The sequence below is a fragment of the Sphingobacterium sp. B29 genome (genome assembly GCF_001952815.1).
GTDB classification, from domain to species: Bacteria; Bacteroidota; Bacteroidia; order Sphingobacteriales; family Sphingobacteriaceae; genus Sphingobacterium; species Sphingobacterium siyangense.
The window spans coordinates 3,091,208-3,110,368 of the sequence record NZ_CP019158.1 but is presented as its reverse complement, the minus strand read 5'-3'; the positions used below and the strand labels follow the sequence as shown (position 1 = coordinate 3,110,368).

Sequence of the window (19,161 nt, the reverse complement as noted above, 5' to 3'; positions counted from 1 at the left end):
ACACCTTTGTAAATATTACAAAGGTGTTTTTTAACAAGTTCAAAACTTAATCAACCTTACTTTAAATAGTCTAGAAAAAAATCAATACTCCGTCTCAATCTCTCTAATAAAATACTACAAAATAAAGAGTTATGTGTATTTTTTTTTTATCTTTAAGATACCATAACTAATTAACCGAGAATTATGACTCAAAAAGAAATTATTGAAAAAGCAATATCGTATGATATGTCTGAAATCGTTGAACGATATGCTAGCGACAATGACCTGAATTTGGAAGTTGCATTAGAACACGAAAAAGAATTAAAAAGATTCCTTTCACTTTGTGCCATTAATCCAGAAAAATCATACGGAATGGCTGGTGTGGTAGATGAACTTTGGCATACCTTCATCTTTTTCACAAAGGATTATTTTGAATTCTGTAATATAATTAACGGAAACTATATTCACCATGTTCCAGAGAAAAAGGATGGAGAGAAAAATCCGCAGCCATATCTCGATTTGCTAGATGATTATCAAGTAATATTTAATGAAGAGCCTCCAAAACATATTTGGCCTGATATTTTAAGTTCAAACTTAAAAGGAGCAGCATGTGGAACGAGCTGTAGTAAATGTGGACACGGGTGTTCTAGTTGTGGTCATGGGTGTACAGGATGCACAAGATGTGGACATTAAAATGAACATCCTATTTATTGGCAAAATCCCACCTATTGAAGGTGGGGAAAGCGTTAGCGGGTTCAATCATATTCTAGCCTTAGCTAGTAAAGGATACAAAATTCATGTCGTTACTAATGCAGATGAGGTTGAATTCAATTTTCGTCAATCATTTACTTCAGAAGACTATGATTATTTTTGCACTTTACTTGGGTCAAATATTATTCTTCATAATACACATTCAATAAAAAAGCACTTTCATATCCCCTATTCACATTCCTATTTTTCCAAACTTTTTGGTTTAGGAAGTAAGGTGATTGTAGATAATCCTATTGATCTTATAATAGGTTGGTATTTTGAACCATATGGATTACTTGCAAGTATCTTGAGTAAAATTCATAACATTAAATCCACTATTTATCATGCTGGAAGTGATCTTTCTAGATTGTCTACGCATCCGGATCTATTTCTAGCTTATGAGTGGATGGTAAATAATGGTAATACTATTATGTCAAAACCTAGCTCTAGAGAAAGTCTTATTTCAAGTTTTAACTTTAATAATGATAAAATACAAATAGATAAAGGTAACAAACTACCAAATTACTTTAAAAAGCCACCAAAATTCGATCTTAAAGAATATTTAGAACTAAGTAATACTCACTATTCTAAGCAGCTTAACAAATTCCCCGATCTTTTAAGTGCAATTATTAAAATGAATAGCAAATCTTTGGATATAGAAAATTTTACAATTGGTATCTATGGAAAAATAAGCTCAAACAAAGGAACCAGTGAATTAATAAAGGCACTTTCTCGATTATCGGAGATATGCAAATTTAATTTTATTAGTGTATCTGGCGGAAGGGAATTCAATCTTTTATCCTATTATGAGAGTATTTTATCCCATAGAAAATTATCTGAGAACTCCTATATTCTACCCTTTATTCCACATTGGCGAATTCCTGGATTTATTAAGAAATGTGATGTAGTTGTTTTCTTGGAAAATGATTTTCCAATTAAAATCCATAGGCCACAAATCCCTTTAGAAGTGTTATCTCAAGGGACATGTCTTTTCCTTTCAAAGGATATTTTAGAAAATCTATCTTACAAAAAGTTAATGATTGACCAAAAAAACTTTATTTGTATAGATAAGGTTACGCAAGATAATCTTTTTGATAAACTTAAAGATGCAATTGAAGATAAAAAGAAAATTAGTATTATAGGTGGACACGGAAAATCAATAATAACTTTTTTAAATGGGTAAAAATATAATAATTATATTTTTTTTTGATGAGACTGTAACATGAACTGTGTCGGAGGAATAATTCAATAAGATTATTTATATTCAATTATTCAAACGACACGGTCATGAAAAAAAAAAAGACCCATTCGATTTTTCGTTAGTGTTTGTTTTTTAAGGCACTCAAGTGGGCTTCGCCGTTTTGAACGCTTCAAGGCAGAAGCCATGCAAGGTCTTTACGAAGGTAAAAGTTTGTCTCCCAATGATGGCGTCCTAGCGCCGTTAATGAAGCATCTGTTGGAATCAATGATGGATGGAGAACTGGAAAACCATTTGAACGAAGAGAAAGCTTCGGGCAATAGCAACCGGCCAAATGGCAAGACAAAAAAGACTGTCCGAGGCCGTAACACTGGGACATTTGAACTGGAAACAGGCCGTGATAGATCCGGCACATTCGAGCCTAATGTAGTGCCTAAAAGACAATTAATCATCACTGAACAGCTTGAGGGACACGTGCTGAGCATGTATGCCAAAGGAATGAGCACACGGGCGATAAGCGAGTTTATACGCGAAATGTATGCAATGGAAATCTCTGCCACTGAAATATCGCGTATTACCGAAAGTGTACTTCCAGCTGTAAATGAATGGTAAAGTAGGCCTCTTGAAGCTGTTTATCCCTTTGTATTCCTGGACTGCATGCACATTAAAGTTCGCCAGAATGGAACTGTTGAATCAAGAGCTATTTATAACATACTGGGAGTTGGTATGGGTGGTAGAAAAGATTTGATCGGTCTTTATGGCTCAGAAAATGAGGGAGCTAACCCATACGTAGTAAATTTCAATTGGGTCATGCTTGTAAATGATTATCTTTACATCACTATGCTACAAGTAACCTGTGCAATTATAGAACATGCCGATAAAATATTAATTTGTCAACGTTCCACTTCGATGAAATTACCTTTAAAATGGGAATTCCCCGGTGGAAAAATCGAACCAGGCGAATCAAAAGAGGACTGTCTTCGCAGAGAAATAAAAGAAGAAATTGATATTGATATAGAGATTGATAACAAACTTTCAACTGCTGAATATCATTATTCTGATTTTTCTATACAACTGTACCCCTTCGTATGCAGTTTGTTAAATGGTGAGGTCAAAGCATTGGAACATGCGCAAGCCATATGGGTAGATGCGAATCAATTGAGAGACTACGACTGGGCAGAGGCTGATTTACCTATTGTGGATGAATATTTAACACAACGGTATCTCAGGAAGTGAAACCACTTCAATTCGATTATTGACCACGATACCCTTTTCAATAGCTCAACCAAAATCGAGAGCAAGATCAGCTTATGTGGTAACAATCCATCTCTTGTATTCTTTCTATCAACATGGCTAAAGGCGTTAAGGTAAGGAACTTGTTCAGCATTCATAAACGCGAAATAGGCAATCTTTTTAAAATAGCGCCAAATTAAGAGCGATGAAATTGAATCTTTAAGTTCGGATACAGCTTTTCCTTCGAATCAATCAGTACTCGCCAGGGTTCAAACCGGGTGTCGCAAGTTTCTATGCGGGGAGTATGTCTTCCCTTTCCAAGAAGAGCTTTACAAGCATCACATAAATTTAGATGATTTACTTCCATAGTTTATTGATTCTTAAAGTTTAAAATAGGCAGTTCTGTTGCCTAATCTTTTTTAGATTAGGCATTAATAAAATAAGATGAAAGATTACTCACTTTCCTAAGCTGTTCATTTATATGATTGACTGAACAGCCCTCTATTATAAGGTACTCTATATGCAAATCTAAGTATTCATTGAATCCCACAAAATTTTTATAAGCCTCTAAAATGGCTCCTTGTGCAGCTTCAATATTAGAATAGTTAATTGCAAATTTGTGATCTCCGTTATATGAATTAGAGATTAATCTTCTTAAATCAGGGTGCTTTTTCATTTTTATTTAGTTTTGTATATTTTAAATTCCAGTCAAATAGATAATATAAATGTGAAATTCGTTGTCTTACAATTTGACACTTCTCTCGCTCAACAAGAGTAGTACTATAACCATAAATCACCAGATTAATAATTGTACCTTTTATACGCTTTGCCACGAAACAGAAATGTCCTTTACGACGAGGGCCGGAAAGGACATTTATAAACTTCATCAATACCAAACTACAAAATATTGCAAGCTACAATACAGCATAATGGATTTTGATTTCTCGGAAAACTGAAAACTTCACGCCTTTCCCCTGGATAGAGTTTATGTGCGACTGTTTCACGCCTCCAACTACCACCATAAATCCATCTTCTTTCAATAGTAACATCGGCATATTTACTTGAACTATTGTTCAAATAATACCAAGCATATTGAGAATTTCCTTCCTCTGAAATTTTAATTTGGTTTCCACAACCGCTATAATTGCATTGTTGATCAATAGAATCGACCTCTTCTATTGCTTTTATTACTTGAAAACTGACGGGAGGAGCAGTTAGCTCTGTGTTTTCTTCATTGGTTTCGAAGAACTTTCCATTAAAAATTGGATCATTTAAATTTAATTTTTCGCTCATGACTTAATGATTAATAATTAACTGATTTATTGATAAATATGTAAACTACTTATTATTAGATTTCTGACTTTTTTGTTCTTCCCCTTTTTTGATTTTTCGTTAGGTCTATCACAAAAGACAAATTGATTTCCAAACGCTTATTTATTCAACAACTGTTTACTCAAGCCGTCGAATTAATTTTCCCTAATAATTCACTCTATTTTATTTCATGATATTTAGACTGACTAACCAAAACTCTTGTTGTTTCAGCCCGACCACGGGATTGGAGCCATAATTAAAGCTTCCGCCTATAGATACCTTTATGGGTTGATATGCAATAAAAATGTCTGCGCCAGTTTTTATTAGATGCGTGTAATTTTCCCTATTATCAGTAGTATTAATAGCGTCAACTCTTCCGGAATAATCAGCTGAAAACCTGAGCAATGGTGACGGTGTGATTGGATCATCCTTCTTGTTAATATCAAAATGTATTGCTGTCTTAAATTGTGGTCTCAAAATAAAACCTTCGTCAGCGTTATCACTGGCTTTGAACGCACCCTGCAATTGTAATCCGGTATAAGCAGATACAAATAATGCGGTACCATTGCAAATATTTCTAGAATTGAAATTGAAACCTGGCCCACCATTTCTATTTTTATAATAGGTAAGTAGCATATTCGAGACAATAGAATTTTTGTTTTCAACACCGTCGTAGACATATTTTGCATCGCCATTAATAAAGAAACCTTTACTCGCATTTTTACTAATAAGCTGAGTTAAGCCATAACCAATGCTAAAATTATCTTGTTCTTTGTCCGTCAGTGTATTTTTATGATATTCTGTTGCTATCTTAGATATACTGCTGGTAGCATTATCACCTAATCTATAGGATACACCAGCATTGATCAGCCAAGAAGATTTATCTTTCTTAGGCAAAGTGATCTGCAGCTGTGCTGGACTTTCCTTTTGTTCTGCAGTTTCCATCGATTCCCCTATTCTGAACCTACTCCAAATAGAATCAGCCTTGCTCATTACTTTTTTTTTCTTTGTCATTTGGAGTGTCTTTCTGCCCATAGACTATATTCCATACTAAAAGAACCATTATTAATACTATTAACTTTTTCATAATTAGGTTTATTAAGGGTAAGCAATTCCTTCTAACATTTTTACGAGATCACCTACCGTATCACAATTCTTAACTTTATTAACGGTTAGTTTCTTCACACTTGGGTTGTGCTTTTTTATAATATCATCGAGCTCCTTAGTAATTGAAAGAATGTCGAGATCAGAAAACTCAAAGTCGCTAATTTCCTTAGTGTCTTTAAGATTTTTGATCATTTCTTCTGTTGGCTCGTAACCATATGCTCTTAGAAGTACGATCCTTACTTCTATCGAAATGGAACTTTTACCTACAATAGACTGAGCAGTCAGAAACTTGCTCAAGCTAATAGTGTTTACTAAGATAGCTTTGTTTTCTTTTTCAAATTGCTCTATCGCATGTACGACTAGATGAAATGAGTACGGGTTTACTTTAATTGATGCTTTTTTACTCATGGTATTTAGTTTTTGGTTAATAATAGGGTGGAAACTAAAAACGTGTAGTTACGGCTTATTTAATAATCTACATCAAGATAAATTGGCAGTTTCTCGTTAAAAAAGTTTATCCGCCTATTGTAATAAAAAGGCAGTAAATATGGCAAAATTTACGATATTACTAATCAGAGGATCAGCTATTATCACTATAAATTTAATAAAACTTATTGTAAAATTCAAAACCACAATATATAACAATTTCGGAAAAGATCATTTTGTCTTTGCTTAACAGTACTTCAATAGTTTTTCTCAGGAACACGGGGTTGATGACGAAATATAGATACTTCAATAGGATACTGATCAAGATAGTTTCGAAAATGTCTACCATCTTATTTTTTACGAAAAAATGGAACTGACAACCGAAAACACATTAACTGACATTGTCTCAAAACAACTGGTGTGGACTTTAGGTACCTGTAGATTTGGAAAGCACTGTTTGCTCGCACGAATCTGCATAACGCCGCTTTGGGAAGATGATTTATTGTCAATCGATGATACATTGTTATTGTTGGACACGCAAAAGCATATAAGACGACTGAATTGTGCTTGTGAAAGAAAACAGAGTAGAAATAAAAGCCCCCCTTGTTAACCGTCAAGGGGGGCAATGTTAGCTAGATGTCCGCTTTGGCAAAATGTTAACCGGCTTTGGGCTTCGATCTAAATCAAAGGTCGTAAGATTAGTTGGAATTACAGTTGTTCATTTCTTCTAAAATGTTGTTCAAAAGTTAAGGGCTATTCATAATTTTCATTCCGGAACAGCATTTGTGGCATTCGCACCAAATGACTGTCATGAAAAATTTAAATGAAAAGTTTACACACTTCAGGTATAAGGAACATCCTGGAGATTTATTCCGTGGTACTATGATTGTACCACTACCCGATCATTATAAAGACCAGGAGAATTTTTGGACTTGGTTTCACCCTTGTTTTCAAACAAGTCAGGATGTAGCAGACTTAAATGATCTTTATAAGTGACCTCTTCCCGAAAAACCGAAACATTTAAATATAGTTTTTGAATTTTGGAAGGCTATGAAAAACAGTAAACTTTCAGAAGTTCAGATCATCAAGATTTTATCTGAACAAAATCAAGCCCTCAGCCTTCAACAAATCCCAAAATGTCTCAAGGCTGGCATTCCAATACTTTACAGATTGCTTCCAGTGTGATAAGACCTTACGCCAATTGAAATGATTCTTAAGCTATTTAATGTAGTAAATTATAGTGTTTATACCACGAATACCTTTATTGATGCTTAAAACTTTATACCTACTTATCTTTCCCCTAATATTGCACGAAATAAAAAATAAAATCACTCATACAGAATTAAACAAATGAAAAATTTATTGATCAAATCGGTTGCAATGATTGCCTTAGCCGCCACCTCTTGTTCTGCTCCATCTTACTTTGGGAAAAGTTATGCTCCAACCCAGCATGTGGATGTTTTTTTTTGATGTAAATGACATTAAAAAAGGATACGAAGTAATGGGAACAACGGATATAGGCAAAGGTTTTGGCTCCATAGAGGCCGCGCAGCAAAAGGTAATAACACTCGGCCAATCCAAAGGTGCGGATGCTGTGGTCATGAAACTCACCGAGGAAGTGACGGGATCATCAAAATCAGACTTTGGAAATCTACAGAACGGCAAAAAGAATAATACTTATACAGGCGGTTCAATCACAAATAATATCAAGGTTAAAAAAATTGTAGCCACATTTGTCAAATATAAATAAATCGCATCCCTGTAATTTTATGCTCATCCTGCTAATACAGCTGTCAGGTCTTCAATTAATTTTCTAGTTACTCAATTAATATCCGAGCGTGCAACAATTTAACAAATACATGATTTCCTAATGTATCAATTTCCGGTCCTTGTACTTCGGGCCGGAAACTATTATATTAATATCACCATTGAATGACATCTAGCCACCTGACCGATATCGCTTGTCCGTTTTGATGTAACCAATAGTACCGTTCATGCCTATAATCTTATTGTCGATAGATAAAACTTTCAATCATCATCCATTTCAACTAATTTTGTTTAAAAATAAGAACAGCAATAAGTTATTTAAGGTTTAAATGTCATTAGCATTCAGGATAAAGTGGAAGGAGTTTTTGGTTATTTTACTGATTTATGGAATATGGAGTATCGCCGTATTTCTCTTTCTGGTACAACTTCAGGGCTTTGATAAAACAGTTGATCAATTTGAAGGTGGAATTAATCTCTATGTAAGTTTTACTCATACAATCCTAAAAGGCACAGTAGTTTTCTACGTGCTTATATATCATTTTGCGATACCCGCGATTATGGATCGACGCTGGGGAAAAGTATCAGTCCAGGTCATCGCCTTCTTCACCGTGCTAACTATTTATGAATATTACTGGACATTTTTCGTGCACAGAAGCGATCGAGGAAGTGCCGGCAACCTAAGTCCGGATTCATTTTTTATCACAACAACAATATTAAATATTGCCTCTACCGTTATATCCTATTTTGTGGCCGTAGCTATTTGTTCAAACGTGATTCGCAGGAGTAAAGAACAGTTGGAGCGTGAAAAATTAAAAGCGGAATTGGCGGCAATAAAATATCAGATCAATCCTCACTTCCTTTTTAATTCATTGAGCTTAATTTACACAAAAACTTATAAGAGCAATCCTGAAGCGTCACAGGCAGTTCATCTGCTATCCGAAATAATGAGTTACGCATTGGAGGATTGGGGTGAACAGGGAATTGTACCGTTAGCTTTAGAAGCTGAGCAAATAAAAAAAAGTTATTCAGATGAACCAAATCCGGTTCAATAACAATATAAAAATAAGCTACAGCGAAGATATTCTACTTAAGGACGCTAAAATCCCTACCTTAACTTTAGTCACGCTGGTTGAAAACGCATTTAAACATGGTGAACTTCATGATGCAAAAAATCCGGTCTCGATTGAAATTATGGCAAGAAACTCCAAAATAAACTTCTTGGTAAGCAATAAAAAAAAGAAATGGTCCAAAAGAATTATCAAAAGGTATCGGCGTAAATAATGTGCAACAACGCCTGAATCTGATGTATGGCAGCACACACACATTTACAATTAAGGAAGACGAAAATTATTACATAACCGAAATAGTCATAAATATCTAACATATGATAAATTGTATCGTAATTGACGACGAACCACACAATATAGAACTGCTGACACTACATATTGAACAGATTCCCTATTTAAATTTAGTGGGTACTGCAGCCGATCCAATAGCTGCATTACAGTTACTTAACAACACGGAGGTCAATCTGTTGTTTTTGGATATTCAAATGCCGGGATTAACTGGATTGGAATTTTTGAAGATGTTGAATGAAAGATATAAGGTAATTCTCACCACCGCATACAGAGAATATGCCCTTGAAGGATTTGACCTGAATGTTGTGGACTACCTATTAAAACCCATATTTTTTCCACGTTTTCTACTAGCGGTGGAAAGGGCGCAACAACAGCTTTCGATCGACGCTAAACAAGAGGAAGAATTTATATTTGTCAAAACAGAATATAAAGGGAAGCTGGTCAAAATTAAGCTTAACGAAATCGTATATATTGAAGCAAAAGCAAAATATGTATGTTTTTACACCTCTGATAATAAAAGCATTATGGTCCAGCTCAACATAAGTGCTTTAAACAATATATTACTGCCTGATCGCTTTGTGCGAATCCATAAATCTTTTATCATTGCTATTCCATTTATTGTAATGATCAATGGGAATATGGTTCAATTAGAACATTATAAAAATGCCGTCCCTATCGGACAGACCTATCGAGATTCGTTCATGAGCCGGATGACAAAAAAAAGTTCTTAATAATATGGTAAAAGATCCACTCAACTCAGCTATTTCAAAAGACTAGCGTGAACCTGATAAGAGCTGCAATACTTACACGATAGTTGTCCCTGGTCTGTCCGTCAGCAAGAATGTCTTCGTCAATGTGACTTAAATGTGAAATTCATCAATTCGACTTCTAATTTAGCATCTGACATATACAATCTTTGTAAAAGAGAATCCGATCCATATGAAGATAGAAATACAAGATTATATTAGTATTCTGCTTGGCTCGAATATTGCAGTTTTGCGGGAATAAAGGCCTGAAATCTTAGGTGTAAATTAGTTTTGATAGAAAAACACCAAATAATAGAGCAACTGAAGGAATTTTATCCGACTGATATTTCACTGGATGATATTGCTGCCTATGCTAATTCGGAACCTTATAAGAAAAAGAAGAGCTATATCGATAGCGCATGGTCCGACCGTAATGAATGGAATCTGTTGAAGGATTCCTTATCTGATCTATCAACTGAAATTTGGGACTACTCCTTTATAGGCGGAAGCCCCTGTTATCACTTTTCCTTTATCCAGGAAGAAGATAAAGAGATTTTGTACTCTTTATTTGTTAGTGTAATTTTACCATATTATGCAATCAGGATTATGAATATATCCAATCTTGATAAATCTTTTGATCCTATAAGTGCTATCGAATCTCGGGTATTTGAGAAACTGGAAAATAAAGTAAAAAATGTCTTCCCAAAACATCGGATGATAAGGGATAAAGCGTTGCTACAGACAAAGGTTGATATTTTCGAGGCTGATGGTGAATATCCGCCATCGATACAACATCTATTGTTCTCGACGATTGAAACGTAAGGATCGTCCTACTTCAGTCGGTGTCGGTAGCTATCTAGGACAAACAAGGCATATGTAAGCGGTACACGGGAGATACCGAAAAGTCTTCAAAGGTTAACTTTAGACGTATTCAATAACTTAAAATAGCAGAACTAGTACTGAGAACTAATAATCACACAGCCCAATCATCAGATGGGACCGTATAGATTACAAATTGAAAAAAAATTGATATAACAGCATTTAATCACCACTAAATTTTGAAATCAATTTTTCTTTGATATCGATAGAAAAATATAAGTGGTGTCTTTTATAGCTGTTATTCTCATAATACTGCTTTTTAAACTCATCATATTTATCATTTTTATAGATTACTATACTTTGATATCCAACTATGTTGACAGCTTTATCTTGACCCGAATATAGCGCGAAATCAGAATTTACATGTTGCTTGTCAATAACAATAGTTACAAAATTGTCATTGGTCGTTTCAATATAGTTAGACGGCTTGAAAATTGAATAATGTTTATCAAGTGTGATGATGCATTTATTACCTAATCTTTTCCAAACGGTAATGTAATGACTATCATCAAGCCTATATATAGACCTTGACTGATCAAATACTAGAAGTAAAAGAGCAATAACGCCAATGATTTTAATAATTGTTTTCATTTATTTACTTATCATACATAAAAGTTCTTTGTCTAAAAAGACTTATTCCTGGTTTGTGCCCAATAGATACCCTTTCTGCCTGCAATAAAGCCCGCTGAGTAATTTCCAACATCTCTCGCACAACAATCTTCCCTAAAAAATCTACGCCAAGATAAAGATATGTAATTGGCAACTCATCACTGACTCCATCATATCGTTTAAAGTCATATTTTTTTCCTCTTGTCCCATTTACCATGGAAGAAAGGATGCTAGGAGCTTCATTCTTTATATATTGATAACGCAATGCCCAAATATCAAATCCGAGATGAAATAAAATCACTCGAACATCTTTTCAGCTTGAAAATAAAACCAGAATAGATAGGTATTAATTATTTATTTTTGACGACATGACTCCTACTGCACCATGATGAGCTATATGCATAAAGTTAAACCAGTCGATCAAAGATTTCACGAATGGGTGGATAACATCAACAAAACTGAAAGGATTGATAAATCAATAATTGCGTTCAATTTCGGGCTTTTCGAATCAGAAGAAGGTTTCACCATGTATCTCACTGGCTCCAAAGTTTTCGATAAAGATGATGACGATTGGGCTACCAATAGGAACTTTGAACCTAAACAGAAATATTTTTCATTCGGTAATGAGTTTTTAAAAGATAAAGACTGGCAGGATATTTTAAAATATGCTGAATCGTTAGTTCAATCATATGTAAAATCCGAAGATTTCAAAACTTCAATTTTTGCCCAAGCGATAGCAATAACGGTGGGATTTGATGATGGCGAGTTAACAATAATAAAATCTCAATAACTATGGATCTTATCACAGTTGTTTGCGGGATTATATTCAAAGATGATCTTGTTCTGATTTGTCGACGGAAACCTGAAAAGTCTTTAGGGGGCTATTGGGAGTTTCCTGGCGGTAAGGTTGAGGATGGTGAATCTAATGAAGAATCATTGCTTCGGGAATTGATCGAAGAATTAAATTTGACAGTAAAAATCAAACAGCACTTTTTCGATACGGTACATCAGTACGATAATGGCGCTATCGAATTGATCTCGTTCATTTGTGAGACCGAGAATATAGCTTCAGAGTCTACCGATCATGATCAACTCGAGTGGGTAAACGTTAGTGATCTATTAGGCTGGAAGCTTGCTCCGGCAGATATACCTATTGCGAAAGAATTGATTGAAGAATTAAAGGCTAGAGATTGAAAAGAGTTTTAGAAATAATCCAAGACACTAAATATAAAAACGCCCAAAATGATATTTAAAGATTTTTCAGAAAATGAGCTCTACTTGTTCATGAATGGCAAACTTATCTACAAACGATGGTTGGATACGGGCGTGTCAAAAGTGTTCGACGTAATGGCATATGACAAATACACCCTTGCTAGCATAAAAGAGCTTACCAACCAATATGGATTATTGATAGTCAAGGCAAGAATAAAGCTAATACCTACTGAGCAAGGCGGCCGAAAAACAGGCATCATCTCAGGTTATAGCCCCAATCACGTGTTTGAATATGCGTCAGAAGGTAAATTACAGGAGAATTATATAGGTAATATAAATTTTGAGGGCGAGGATCTAATGCCCGGTGAAGAAAGGATTACGACTGTTCGTTTTCTCCTTGTAAAAGAGCTGGAGCAATATTTGACAAAAGGTCGTAAATGGTGGCTACATGAAGGACCTAAACTTATTGGTGAAGCAGAGATTTTATAGAGGATAAGTTAATCAGCTCAACAAACAACAATATGTCTAAAAATTTCCAATAAACAGATATAACCGAAATGAGTTCTACATCGAAAATAAACTCCCTCTTGCCGAAAAGATTATCAATCAAACAGACACAACAAAGGAAAAAAGACGTATCTTTCTACAAGCGCAGTTTAACCAAGGTTAATAATATTATTTATGAGTGTTATTAAAAACTCTTCAGGAAATTATTAAATGAAATGGTCATATATATTAAAGCACTGGGGATGTACCTTATTACTTGGTACTACGATATTGACTTTAGTTTCCGGATTTAAATTTCTATCTCCTTCTGAAATTGGTAATGCACTAGTATGGTTTACCATCTATTTAATATTTAGTACCATATACTCTATTCCAACATTGATAATATATCTCTTGGTATTTTACCGCCTTATTAATAGTAACATCGATTCAAAGTGGATTAAGTTAATTCTAATATCTGTAACAATTGCTGGAATTACTTTGACAACTTCAATAATTGACTCTGACATGTTAGAGAATCTTACAATATATTATTCGCTATCAGCGGTAGTTACAGGAATACTTCTAAAATTTAGGAAACCTGACCTAAAGTAAGAAATGAACAGATCATATATTTTTAAGTATTTTGGAAGTACTATTTTGCTATTCTTAATAACACTTCCCATCTATCGGCTTATGAGGGGTGTAAGCCCAGCAACTGCTTTTTATGAACTGCGTGTGGCTTTTCCATTCTTGTTAATGGGTCTGGTGGGGAGCTCTTTCCCAACATTACTCGCTAATATAATAGCATTTAGACTACTTGACTATTACAGGATTAACATTAAATGGGTAAAACCTATTTTTATATCTATTACTGTTATTGGTTTTTGTTTGACTTCTTATCTTATTTCGAAAACTATCCCCCTTGGGATGTTATTGACTTATTCCTTTGTCGCACTTGTTTGCGGACTGGTGTTTAAGGTTGAGAAGAAATAATTTGCATGTCATCTGTTTGCGCTAATAGGTTTCTCATATCTATTCTGAACCTTTCTTTGTCAAAATCTTTCACCTTTTTAGGTAGACGATCCAAATTGGATAGAGATTCGAATATTTTCGCTTTAATAATTTCCAAACTATGAAGGTCAGTTCCTGATACAAAATCTTCATACTGATCAGGCTCGATGACTATACTATCTATGAAAAGTTTGTACATATGGTGTTGCTCACCTGTAAATCTATTCTTGGTCGTTCTATCCGAAACATATAATGGCTTCTTCTTCTCAAAAAAATGCTCATATCCTTCCGGAGCTAGAACACTTGTGAACCCTAAAGTATAATTTAGAAGATCAGCACCATAATCCTTGTCTTTAAAAGACTTCTTCAAATAGATCGAAAGATTCGATAGAATATGGGACTTACCTCCTGCTCTGGAGTCTATTGTCAAAGCGATATTAAAATCCATAGATAATTACGGCTGATTTAAATTTAAATAAAAACTACCCCTCATTTACATAAAAGATCACTAGATGCCATGTCTTCTAGCTTACACTTTCGAATGTAATAAGAATTTCGAAAACGTAGAAAAAGGAAGAAGAAGATTCTAACTGGCTTTTTTAACCCTGATGGTTTTAGATATTCGATTTAGAATAACTTAATATCAATTATCTGTAAAAAAGAGTAGTAAAAAATTTATTAAAATTTTAGTCATCAACTTCTTTCACTTCCACATTTCACGTTTAAAGCGGACAAATAGATTGACTCATCAATCTTTTAGTTATAAAGAAAAAAGCCATTAAACTGTTAAGCTTCCCTCAGTTCTTCAAAGGGAAGCTTAACAGTTTAAGAAAAAATCACCTAATAAAGAAGATATCTTTATTAGCACATCCGAGTTATATGGCCTTCCATACGCCTGGAGTACCGTTGGTTATACAAGTCCACCCTAATTCAGGATTTACAGCTGTAATTGAATTATTATACACCAAATCTCCGGCAACATAATTTCCATTTGTAGGCACATTGTCTGCATAGGTAATTTTACGCCAACCGTTCCAACTCTGGCTTCCTCCTATTTTCTCCCATTTGACATTGGAGGAAATATCCGTTATAGTACTTCCAAATGATGCCCTAAGATGAATATTTCTCGGATCTAAACTGCCAGTATGTTTAATCACAATTTCGCTATATTCTGCTGTCGAGTGGACTTGAATGTCATTGATATTCCGAGAAATATTTTCTGTTACATGTAAGACATCAACAGCTGAATCAGATTGAAACATATAGTCGATATAGCTCTTATTAATTTCGGTTTTATAGAAATTGTTACCATAGAAACGCACCTCTTTAAATTTACCCAAATTGAAAAGAAACCCGCGATGTGACATATAAGCAGCAGTATGATCGGTATTACCACAATCTGTAAAGGAGTTATTAGAAATATCAACGATGATATCAATCTCCGAACTACCATTAAACAACCCCAATCCGCCTGGAATTTTCTTTAGCTGGTTGTTTCGTATGATAACATTTTTAACGTTCTTAACGTAAAATGAGGGATTTGAAAGACTCGTTAATCGCTCTCTTGTATTTTCGACAATATTATTTTCGATAACAATCTTACCTACTGGAGTAAGCGTATTGGTATAGGCATCAATAAGAGGTAAATAATAGGATTGAGTGACAATATTGTCAGCAATCAATATATCATCCAACACGCAATTATTTTTTGACCATACTTCTGCCAGCCTGCCGATATTATTACATACATTATTAGCATATATCGAACTTTTTTGATCTTCGTTCATTGCGGCAATGACAAATGCCTGTTTGAAATTTTTTATAACATTGCCTGTCACTACCGAAGCTGAAGAATGCAATTCAACCGCTGTTGACAATGGCATAAGTCTTTCTGCAATAAAATCTCTTTCATTAATAAAACTATTATTTGTGACTATCGGGTTCTCCCCACACAAATAGATGACAGAGTGATCGTCTTGGGAATTGTTTCCACTAATCGCATTCCCAAAGTTCTTAAAGACATTGTCGGTTATAAGAATATTATTCGCAAACTTACCCTGAACTCCATCGCCAAACAAAAGGCTTTGACGTGCTGGATTATTTAGAATTGTATTTCCCGAAATTATGATTCCATCACTGTTAAAAAAACATCCAATAGCAATACAAAAATTCATTTTCACTCCCGGCACAAAGTTATTGACCCCATTAAAGTCTAAAGTCAAATTAAAAACTTTAAAATTATTAATCGGGCCTTCTGCATAAATGAATTTTACATTTGCCGCAGCAGTGTCCAAAACATGGTCCTGCAATTTCAAAATCGCCCCATTTCCATTTACGGTAAGATTAGATATCATCACAAATAGTATATTATTGGGCGTTGAAAATTTTCCTACACTATAAGTTTTAGGAAGAAATTCAAAGACTGTTGATTTGCTTTTTACGGCATATCGATTTGCTTTAATAATAGCGGTCGAATCATCTGTCAGGCCATCTCCTTTTGCCCCAAAATATTCAGGGAAAACTATATCGAAATGATGAACCAGTTTACTCCCGACCGTGGTAACAATGACACTTCCGCCGTCGTCAATTCCGGGGTCAGGTGTAGTTGGAGCGAGATAATAGATAATCGGAGACGGTGTGTCACCTTTTTCATAATAGCCTAATAGCTCTACTCCCGCATAAATTGGATTGTTCCCTTTTAATCCATCGATTTCAGTTGCGGACAGATTGCGCATTGCATCCATCGTCTCTTTAATTAAAAATTGATTTGCCATATTCTTTTGTTTTTATGTGTATGACAAAAGTATAATTGCTGCGATGGCGATCTGAGGAAAACAAGGTGTATGTAAGCGGTACGCGAGAGATACCGAAAAGTCTCAAAGAACAATTGATTCGGGGAAACCACAACCGAGTTAATCTTCAGACAGACAATTATTATTAGGTAGATAATTTTTATAAAAAATTGAAGCTTACACAGGCTTATAAAAGCACGCAGATAGATCACTTAGGTTAAGGCAACTAACGGTCTAAATGGTATGGAACCGAAAAGCTAATATTTATAACGGTAAAAAATAGAACTGTAAAAGAAAAATAACTTCCCCCACATCAGTGGGAACTCTCCGGAAAAGTATAAATATCCTTTATTAAAGCATAACAATTAAACAAAGCCTTATTACATAAATAATTTATTGATAATTAGAGAATTAAGCATTAATAAACGTAATTGAAAGCAGAATTGCGAAAATAAACAATACTGAAAAATAAGGATCTAGGAGGTATACCCGACCATACAAAACAAAATAAATTATCACCAAAAATATCACACAGATCAATAAAAGAAATTATACAATAACAATAATTAAATAAAAATAAAACATTACTCACGAAAAAAAATATTACCTTAGCAAGAAACACCAACACTACTAACAACAGATAACTTTCAAATAAAGAACGTAAAATTCATGAAACACAAGTACATCGGGCTATTTATGCCATTATTTTTCGTAGGCTGCCAAAAGGATATATTACAATCCCCCGAAAACGCCGCAGATAAGGTGCTCAAAGCTAATTCCAATTTGAAGACTTCCGTAGGGGACTCAAAATATCGTATGCTAGGATTTAGCTATGACGCGACCAAAGAATATTTAGATAAAGACTCTTACCGAAGGGTTGTTATTGATGTTGAGAAGCTTTCGAATGACTTGCAATATTCCGTTATAGTAAACCCTGAAACAGGAGGAACTAATTTATATTATTACGGTTATTCTTCTAATGATTATTTGCAGGATATAATCAAACAAACAAATGTTTCAGCTAAGGTAGATCCAGGAACTAGCGCTTTACCGAAGTTTTTTACTGGAAATATAACTAGCAATAGCGAGTTAACTACTAAATATTCTTATTCCACAAAATACGCTTTTGCATCCATAGATGTGTTAAAATATGTCAGCTCGATGCGAATTGAGGAAACGCCTACAGTGATGTCAAATTATGTTACATCTAAGTTTATAACAGACTTACAAACACTCAGCGCAGATGCGTTTGTAGCGGCCTACGGTACCCATGTATTAACAGATATCACTCTTGGGGGTACACTACGTGTGTTGTACAAAAGTTCTTCTACAGATCAATCAAACACCACAAATAAAAAAAAATACTGTAAAAGCCGGCTTCAAGGCAATGTTACCTAAAATTGGTTTAGGATTGGATGTAGATAAGACTGTTACCACAAATGAAACGTTGGCATCTCAAAATGTGGAGCAAAATTTATATATTAAATATAAAGCCGGAGAAGGTGTTGATGTTACTTATAACCAAGGAAAGGATGCTGTATTTCCTCAAGTAAACAAGGGAAGTTGGGAAAAATCTGTAAACGTAAATAATGCTGGATTAGTTAAAATCGATTGGGACAATACATATCCTATTTACGATTTTATTCCGGCCTCTTTTGCAACTAAAAAAGCTGAAATAGTTGCAGCAGTAAATAGATATCTAGAGAAGAATAAATTGCAATCTCTTGAAGTAGTCCCAATTTATCAATGGTATAATACTCGGAACGGCATCTATGCGTACACGGCGAATATCAATGGAAATTTCGGCGCAAATTATGTAAATCATGGTATAGTATTCTGGACTCCAAAACAAGCAACCAATGAAACTGTTCCAGTTAATCAATGGTATAATACCAAAACTGGCGTTTATGCTTACTCTACTAACCCAAGTGGAAATTTTGGTGCAAACTACGTTAATCATGGAACAGCCTTTTCCGCTTATAAAAGCAATAATAGCGATCCTGAACTGGTATCAATAAATCAATGGTATAATACGAAATCTGGCGTCTATGCTTACACATCTAACATAAGCGGAAATTTCGGACCGTATTTCGTTAATCACGGCGAGGCTTTCAAAACATACAAATAGAATATTCACTATGTAATTACATTAACATAAAATGTTAGCCAAGTTTGGCTAACATTTTATGTTAAATTCGAAAAGCCAAAAAAAATATACATCTTGTAAAAAGTATCCCCTATCTAATTTCCTTTTAAGATAGAGGATACTTTTTTATTGGTAACTACTAATATAT

The 19,161-nt window shown here is 34.5% G+C and carries 21 protein-coding genes and 1 pseudogene; 14 read left to right on the top strand and 8 right to left on the bottom strand.

Annotation, left to right across the window (positions count from 1 at the left end; all coding sequences use genetic code 11):
* Positions 1-183: 183 nt before the first annotated feature.
* The 4 genes and pseudogenes from BV902_RS13005 (at position 184) to BV902_RS12985 (ending at position 3,163) form a co-directional block, all read left to right on the top strand.
* Positions 184-672, top strand: coding sequence for a glycine-rich domain-containing protein (locus BV902_RS13005; RefSeq protein WP_075992310.1), 489 nt, complete (start codon positions 184-186; stop codon positions 670-672).
* A complete protein-coding gene (locus BV902_RS13000; RefSeq protein WP_172840677.1) occupies positions 590-1,912 on the top strand; it encodes a glycosyltransferase in 1,323 nt (440 codons plus the stop codon). The genes BV902_RS13005 and BV902_RS13000 overlap by 83 nt, the downstream gene beginning before the upstream one ends.
* A 201-nt stretch (positions 1,913-2,113) precedes the next feature.
* Positions 2,114-2,707: pseudogene (locus BV902_RS12995) on the top strand (IS256 family transposase); the annotation flags it as partial.
* A gap of 30 nt (positions 2,708-2,737) precedes the next feature.
* On the top strand, positions 2,738-3,163 hold the full coding sequence (locus tag BV902_RS12985; protein WP_335682278.1) for a (deoxy)nucleoside triphosphate pyrophosphohydrolase: 426 nt from the start codon (positions 2,738-2,740) through the stop codon (positions 3,161-3,163).
* A gap of 421 nt (positions 3,164-3,584) precedes the next feature.
* Here BV902_RS12985 and BV902_RS12980 read toward each other — a convergent pair whose 3' ends face one another.
* From BV902_RS12980 to BV902_RS12960, 4 genes are all read right to left on the bottom strand, one after another.
* Positions 3,585-3,836, bottom strand: coding sequence for a hypothetical protein (locus BV902_RS12980; protein WP_075992307.1), 252 nt, complete (start codon positions 3,834-3,836; stop codon positions 3,585-3,587).
* A gap of 221 nt (positions 3,837-4,057) precedes the next feature.
* A complete protein-coding gene (locus BV902_RS12970; RefSeq protein WP_075992305.1) occupies positions 4,058-4,453 on the bottom strand; it encodes a hypothetical protein in 396 nt (131 codons plus the stop codon).
* 201 nt (positions 4,454-4,654) lie between these two features.
* Positions 4,655-5,485, bottom strand: coding sequence for a hypothetical protein (locus tag BV902_RS12965; protein ID WP_157626054.1), 831 nt, complete (start codon positions 5,483-5,485; stop codon positions 4,655-4,657).
* 84 nt (positions 5,486-5,569) lie between these two features.
* Entirely contained in the window at positions 5,570-5,986 is a 417-nt protein-coding gene (locus BV902_RS12960) for a hypothetical protein (protein ID WP_075992303.1), read from the bottom strand.
* 1,474 nt (positions 5,987-7,460) lie between these two features.
* Here BV902_RS12960 and BV902_RS12950 point away from each other — a divergent pair.
* The 5 genes from BV902_RS12950 (at position 7,461) to BV902_RS12930 (ending at position 10,697) form a co-directional block, all read left to right on the top strand.
* Positions 7,461-7,754 carry a hypothetical protein gene (locus BV902_RS12950; protein WP_075992301.1) on the top strand — a complete coding sequence of 98 codons (294 nt, stop codon included), beginning with the start codon at positions 7,461-7,463 and terminating at the stop codon, positions 7,752-7,754.
* Between the two features lie 346 nt (positions 7,755-8,100).
* Entirely contained in the window at positions 8,101-8,823 is a 723-nt protein-coding gene (locus tag BV902_RS12945; protein WP_075992300.1) for a histidine kinase, read from the top strand.
* Positions 8,801-9,052 carry a hypothetical protein gene (locus tag BV902_RS12940; RefSeq protein ID WP_075992299.1) on the top strand — a complete coding sequence of 84 codons (252 nt, stop codon included), beginning with the start codon at positions 8,801-8,803 and terminating at the stop codon, positions 9,050-9,052. Before BV902_RS12945 ends, BV902_RS12940 begins: the two co-directional genes overlap by 23 nt.
* Before the next feature lie 103 nt (positions 9,053-9,155).
* Complete coding sequence (locus BV902_RS12935) at positions 9,156-9,860, top strand: LytR/AlgR family response regulator transcription factor (RefSeq protein ID WP_075992298.1); 705 nt, start codon at positions 9,156-9,158, stop codon at positions 9,858-9,860.
* Between the two features lie 306 nt (positions 9,861-10,166).
* Positions 10,167-10,697: a hypothetical protein gene (locus BV902_RS12930; protein WP_083663589.1), complete on the top strand. Its 531-nt coding sequence runs from the start codon at positions 10,167-10,169 to the stop codon at positions 10,695-10,697.
* A 219-nt stretch (positions 10,698-10,916) separates the two neighbouring features.
* Here BV902_RS12930 and BV902_RS12925 read toward each other — a convergent pair whose 3' ends face one another.
* Together BV902_RS12925 and BV902_RS12920 are read right to left on the bottom strand one after the other, a co-directional pair.
* Positions 10,917-11,345, bottom strand: coding sequence for a hypothetical protein (locus BV902_RS12925; protein ID WP_075992297.1), 429 nt, complete (start codon positions 11,343-11,345; stop codon positions 10,917-10,919).
* Between the two features lie 4 nt (positions 11,346-11,349).
* Positions 11,350-11,664, bottom strand: a complete 315-nt coding sequence (locus tag BV902_RS12920; protein WP_075992296.1) for a hypothetical protein — start codon at positions 11,662-11,664, stop codon at positions 11,350-11,352.
* A 96-nt stretch (positions 11,665-11,760) separates the two neighbouring features.
* On the opposite strand from BV902_RS12920, the gene BV902_RS12915 reads away from it, so the two are divergent.
* Genes BV902_RS12915 through BV902_RS12905 form a run of 3 tightly spaced genes read left to right on the top strand, consistent with a single transcriptional unit; the run spans position 11,761 to position 13,064 of the window.
* Positions 11,761-12,153, top strand: a complete 393-nt coding sequence (locus BV902_RS12915; RefSeq protein ID WP_157626050.1) for a hypothetical protein — start codon at positions 11,761-11,763, stop codon at positions 12,151-12,153.
* Between the two features lie 2 nt (positions 12,154-12,155).
* Positions 12,156-12,557 carry a (deoxy)nucleoside triphosphate pyrophosphohydrolase gene (locus BV902_RS12910; protein WP_075992294.1) on the top strand — a complete coding sequence of 134 codons (402 nt, stop codon included), beginning with the start codon at positions 12,156-12,158 and terminating at the stop codon, positions 12,555-12,557.
* Between the two features lie 48 nt (positions 12,558-12,605).
* Positions 12,606-13,064 (top strand): hypothetical protein, encoded by a 459-nt coding sequence (locus BV902_RS12905; protein WP_075992293.1) that lies wholly within the window; start codon positions 12,606-12,608, stop codon positions 13,062-13,064.
* A 973-nt stretch (positions 13,065-14,037) separates the two neighbouring features.
* On the opposite strand, the gene BV902_RS12890 is transcribed toward BV902_RS12905, so the two are convergent.
* Entirely contained in the window at positions 14,038-14,523 is a 486-nt protein-coding gene (locus tag BV902_RS12890; RefSeq protein WP_075992290.1) for a hypothetical protein, read from the bottom strand.
* 427 nt (positions 14,524-14,950) lie between these two features.
* The gene (locus tag BV902_RS12885) at positions 14,951-16,849 is read right to left on the bottom strand and encodes a hypothetical protein (RefSeq protein ID WP_075992289.1); all 1,899 of its coding nucleotides are present in this window, start codon (positions 16,847-16,849) and stop codon (positions 14,951-14,953) included.
* Between the two features lie 687 nt (positions 16,850-17,536).
* Here BV902_RS12885 and BV902_RS12880 point away from each other — a divergent pair.
* On the top strand, positions 17,537-18,265 hold the full coding sequence (locus tag BV902_RS12880) for an MAC/perforin domain-containing protein (RefSeq protein WP_083663588.1): 729 nt from the start codon (positions 17,537-17,539) through the stop codon (positions 18,263-18,265).
* Positions 18,255-18,995, top strand: coding sequence for a hypothetical protein (locus BV902_RS12875; RefSeq protein ID WP_075992287.1), 741 nt, complete (start codon positions 18,255-18,257; stop codon positions 18,993-18,995). Before BV902_RS12880 ends, BV902_RS12875 begins: the two co-directional genes overlap by 11 nt.
* Positions 18,996-19,161 lie beyond the last annotated feature (166 nt).

Excerpts from the sequence above, each read along its gene's own strand:
- BV902_RS13005 (WP_075992310.1), top strand. The coding sequence starts at position 184 with ATGACTCAAAAAGAAATTATTGAAAAAGCAATATCGTATGATATGTCT.
- BV902_RS12890 (WP_075992290.1), bottom strand. The coding sequence starts at position 14,523 with ATGGATTTTAATATCGCTTTGACAATAGACTCCAGAGCAGGAGGTAAG.
- BV902_RS12905 (WP_075992293.1), top strand. The coding sequence starts at position 12,606 with ATGATATTTAAAGATTTTTCAGAAAATGAGCTCTACTTGTTCATGAAT.
- BV902_RS12885 (WP_075992289.1), bottom strand. The coding sequence starts at position 16,849 with ATGGCAAATCAATTTTTAATTAAAGAGACGATGGATGCAATGCGCAAT.
- BV902_RS12940 (WP_075992299.1), top strand. The coding sequence starts at position 8,801 with ATGAACCAAATCCGGTTCAATAACAATATAAAAATAAGCTACAGCGAA.
- BV902_RS12880 (WP_083663588.1), top strand. The coding sequence starts at position 17,537 with ATGAAACACAAGTACATCGGGCTATTTATGCCATTATTTTTCGTAGGC.
- BV902_RS12945 (WP_075992300.1), top strand. The coding sequence starts at position 8,101 with ATGTCATTAGCATTCAGGATAAAGTGGAAGGAGTTTTTGGTTATTTTA.
- BV902_RS12935 (WP_075992298.1), top strand. The coding sequence starts at position 9,156 with ATGATAAATTGTATCGTAATTGACGACGAACCACACAATATAGAACTG.
- BV902_RS12875 (WP_075992287.1), top strand. The coding sequence starts at position 18,255 with ATGTTACCTAAAATTGGTTTAGGATTGGATGTAGATAAGACTGTTACC.
- BV902_RS12980 (WP_075992307.1), bottom strand. The coding sequence starts at position 3,836 with ATGAAAAAGCACCCTGATTTAAGAAGATTAATCTCTAATTCATATAAC.
- BV902_RS12965 (WP_157626054.1), bottom strand. The coding sequence starts at position 5,485 with ATGACAAAGAAAAAAAAAGTAATGAGCAAGGCTGATTCTATTTGGAGT.
- BV902_RS12960 (WP_075992303.1), bottom strand. The coding sequence starts at position 5,986 with ATGAGTAAAAAAGCATCAATTAAAGTAAACCCGTACTCATTTCATCTA.
- BV902_RS12950 (WP_075992301.1), top strand. The coding sequence starts at position 7,461 with ATGTTTTTTTTTGATGTAAATGACATTAAAAAAGGATACGAAGTAATG.
- BV902_RS12970 (WP_075992305.1), bottom strand. The coding sequence starts at position 4,453 with ATGAGCGAAAAATTAAATTTAAATGATCCAATTTTTAATGGAAAGTTC.
- BV902_RS12910 (WP_075992294.1), top strand. The coding sequence starts at position 12,156 with ATGGATCTTATCACAGTTGTTTGCGGGATTATATTCAAAGATGATCTT.
- BV902_RS12915 (WP_157626050.1), top strand. The coding sequence starts at position 11,761 with ATGCATAAAGTTAAACCAGTCGATCAAAGATTTCACGAATGGGTGGAT.
- BV902_RS12925 (WP_075992297.1), bottom strand. The coding sequence starts at position 11,345 with ATGAAAACAATTATTAAAATCATTGGCGTTATTGCTCTTTTACTTCTA.
- BV902_RS12985 (WP_335682278.1), top strand. The coding sequence starts at position 2,738 with ATGCTTGTAAATGATTATCTTTACATCACTATGCTACAAGTAACCTGT.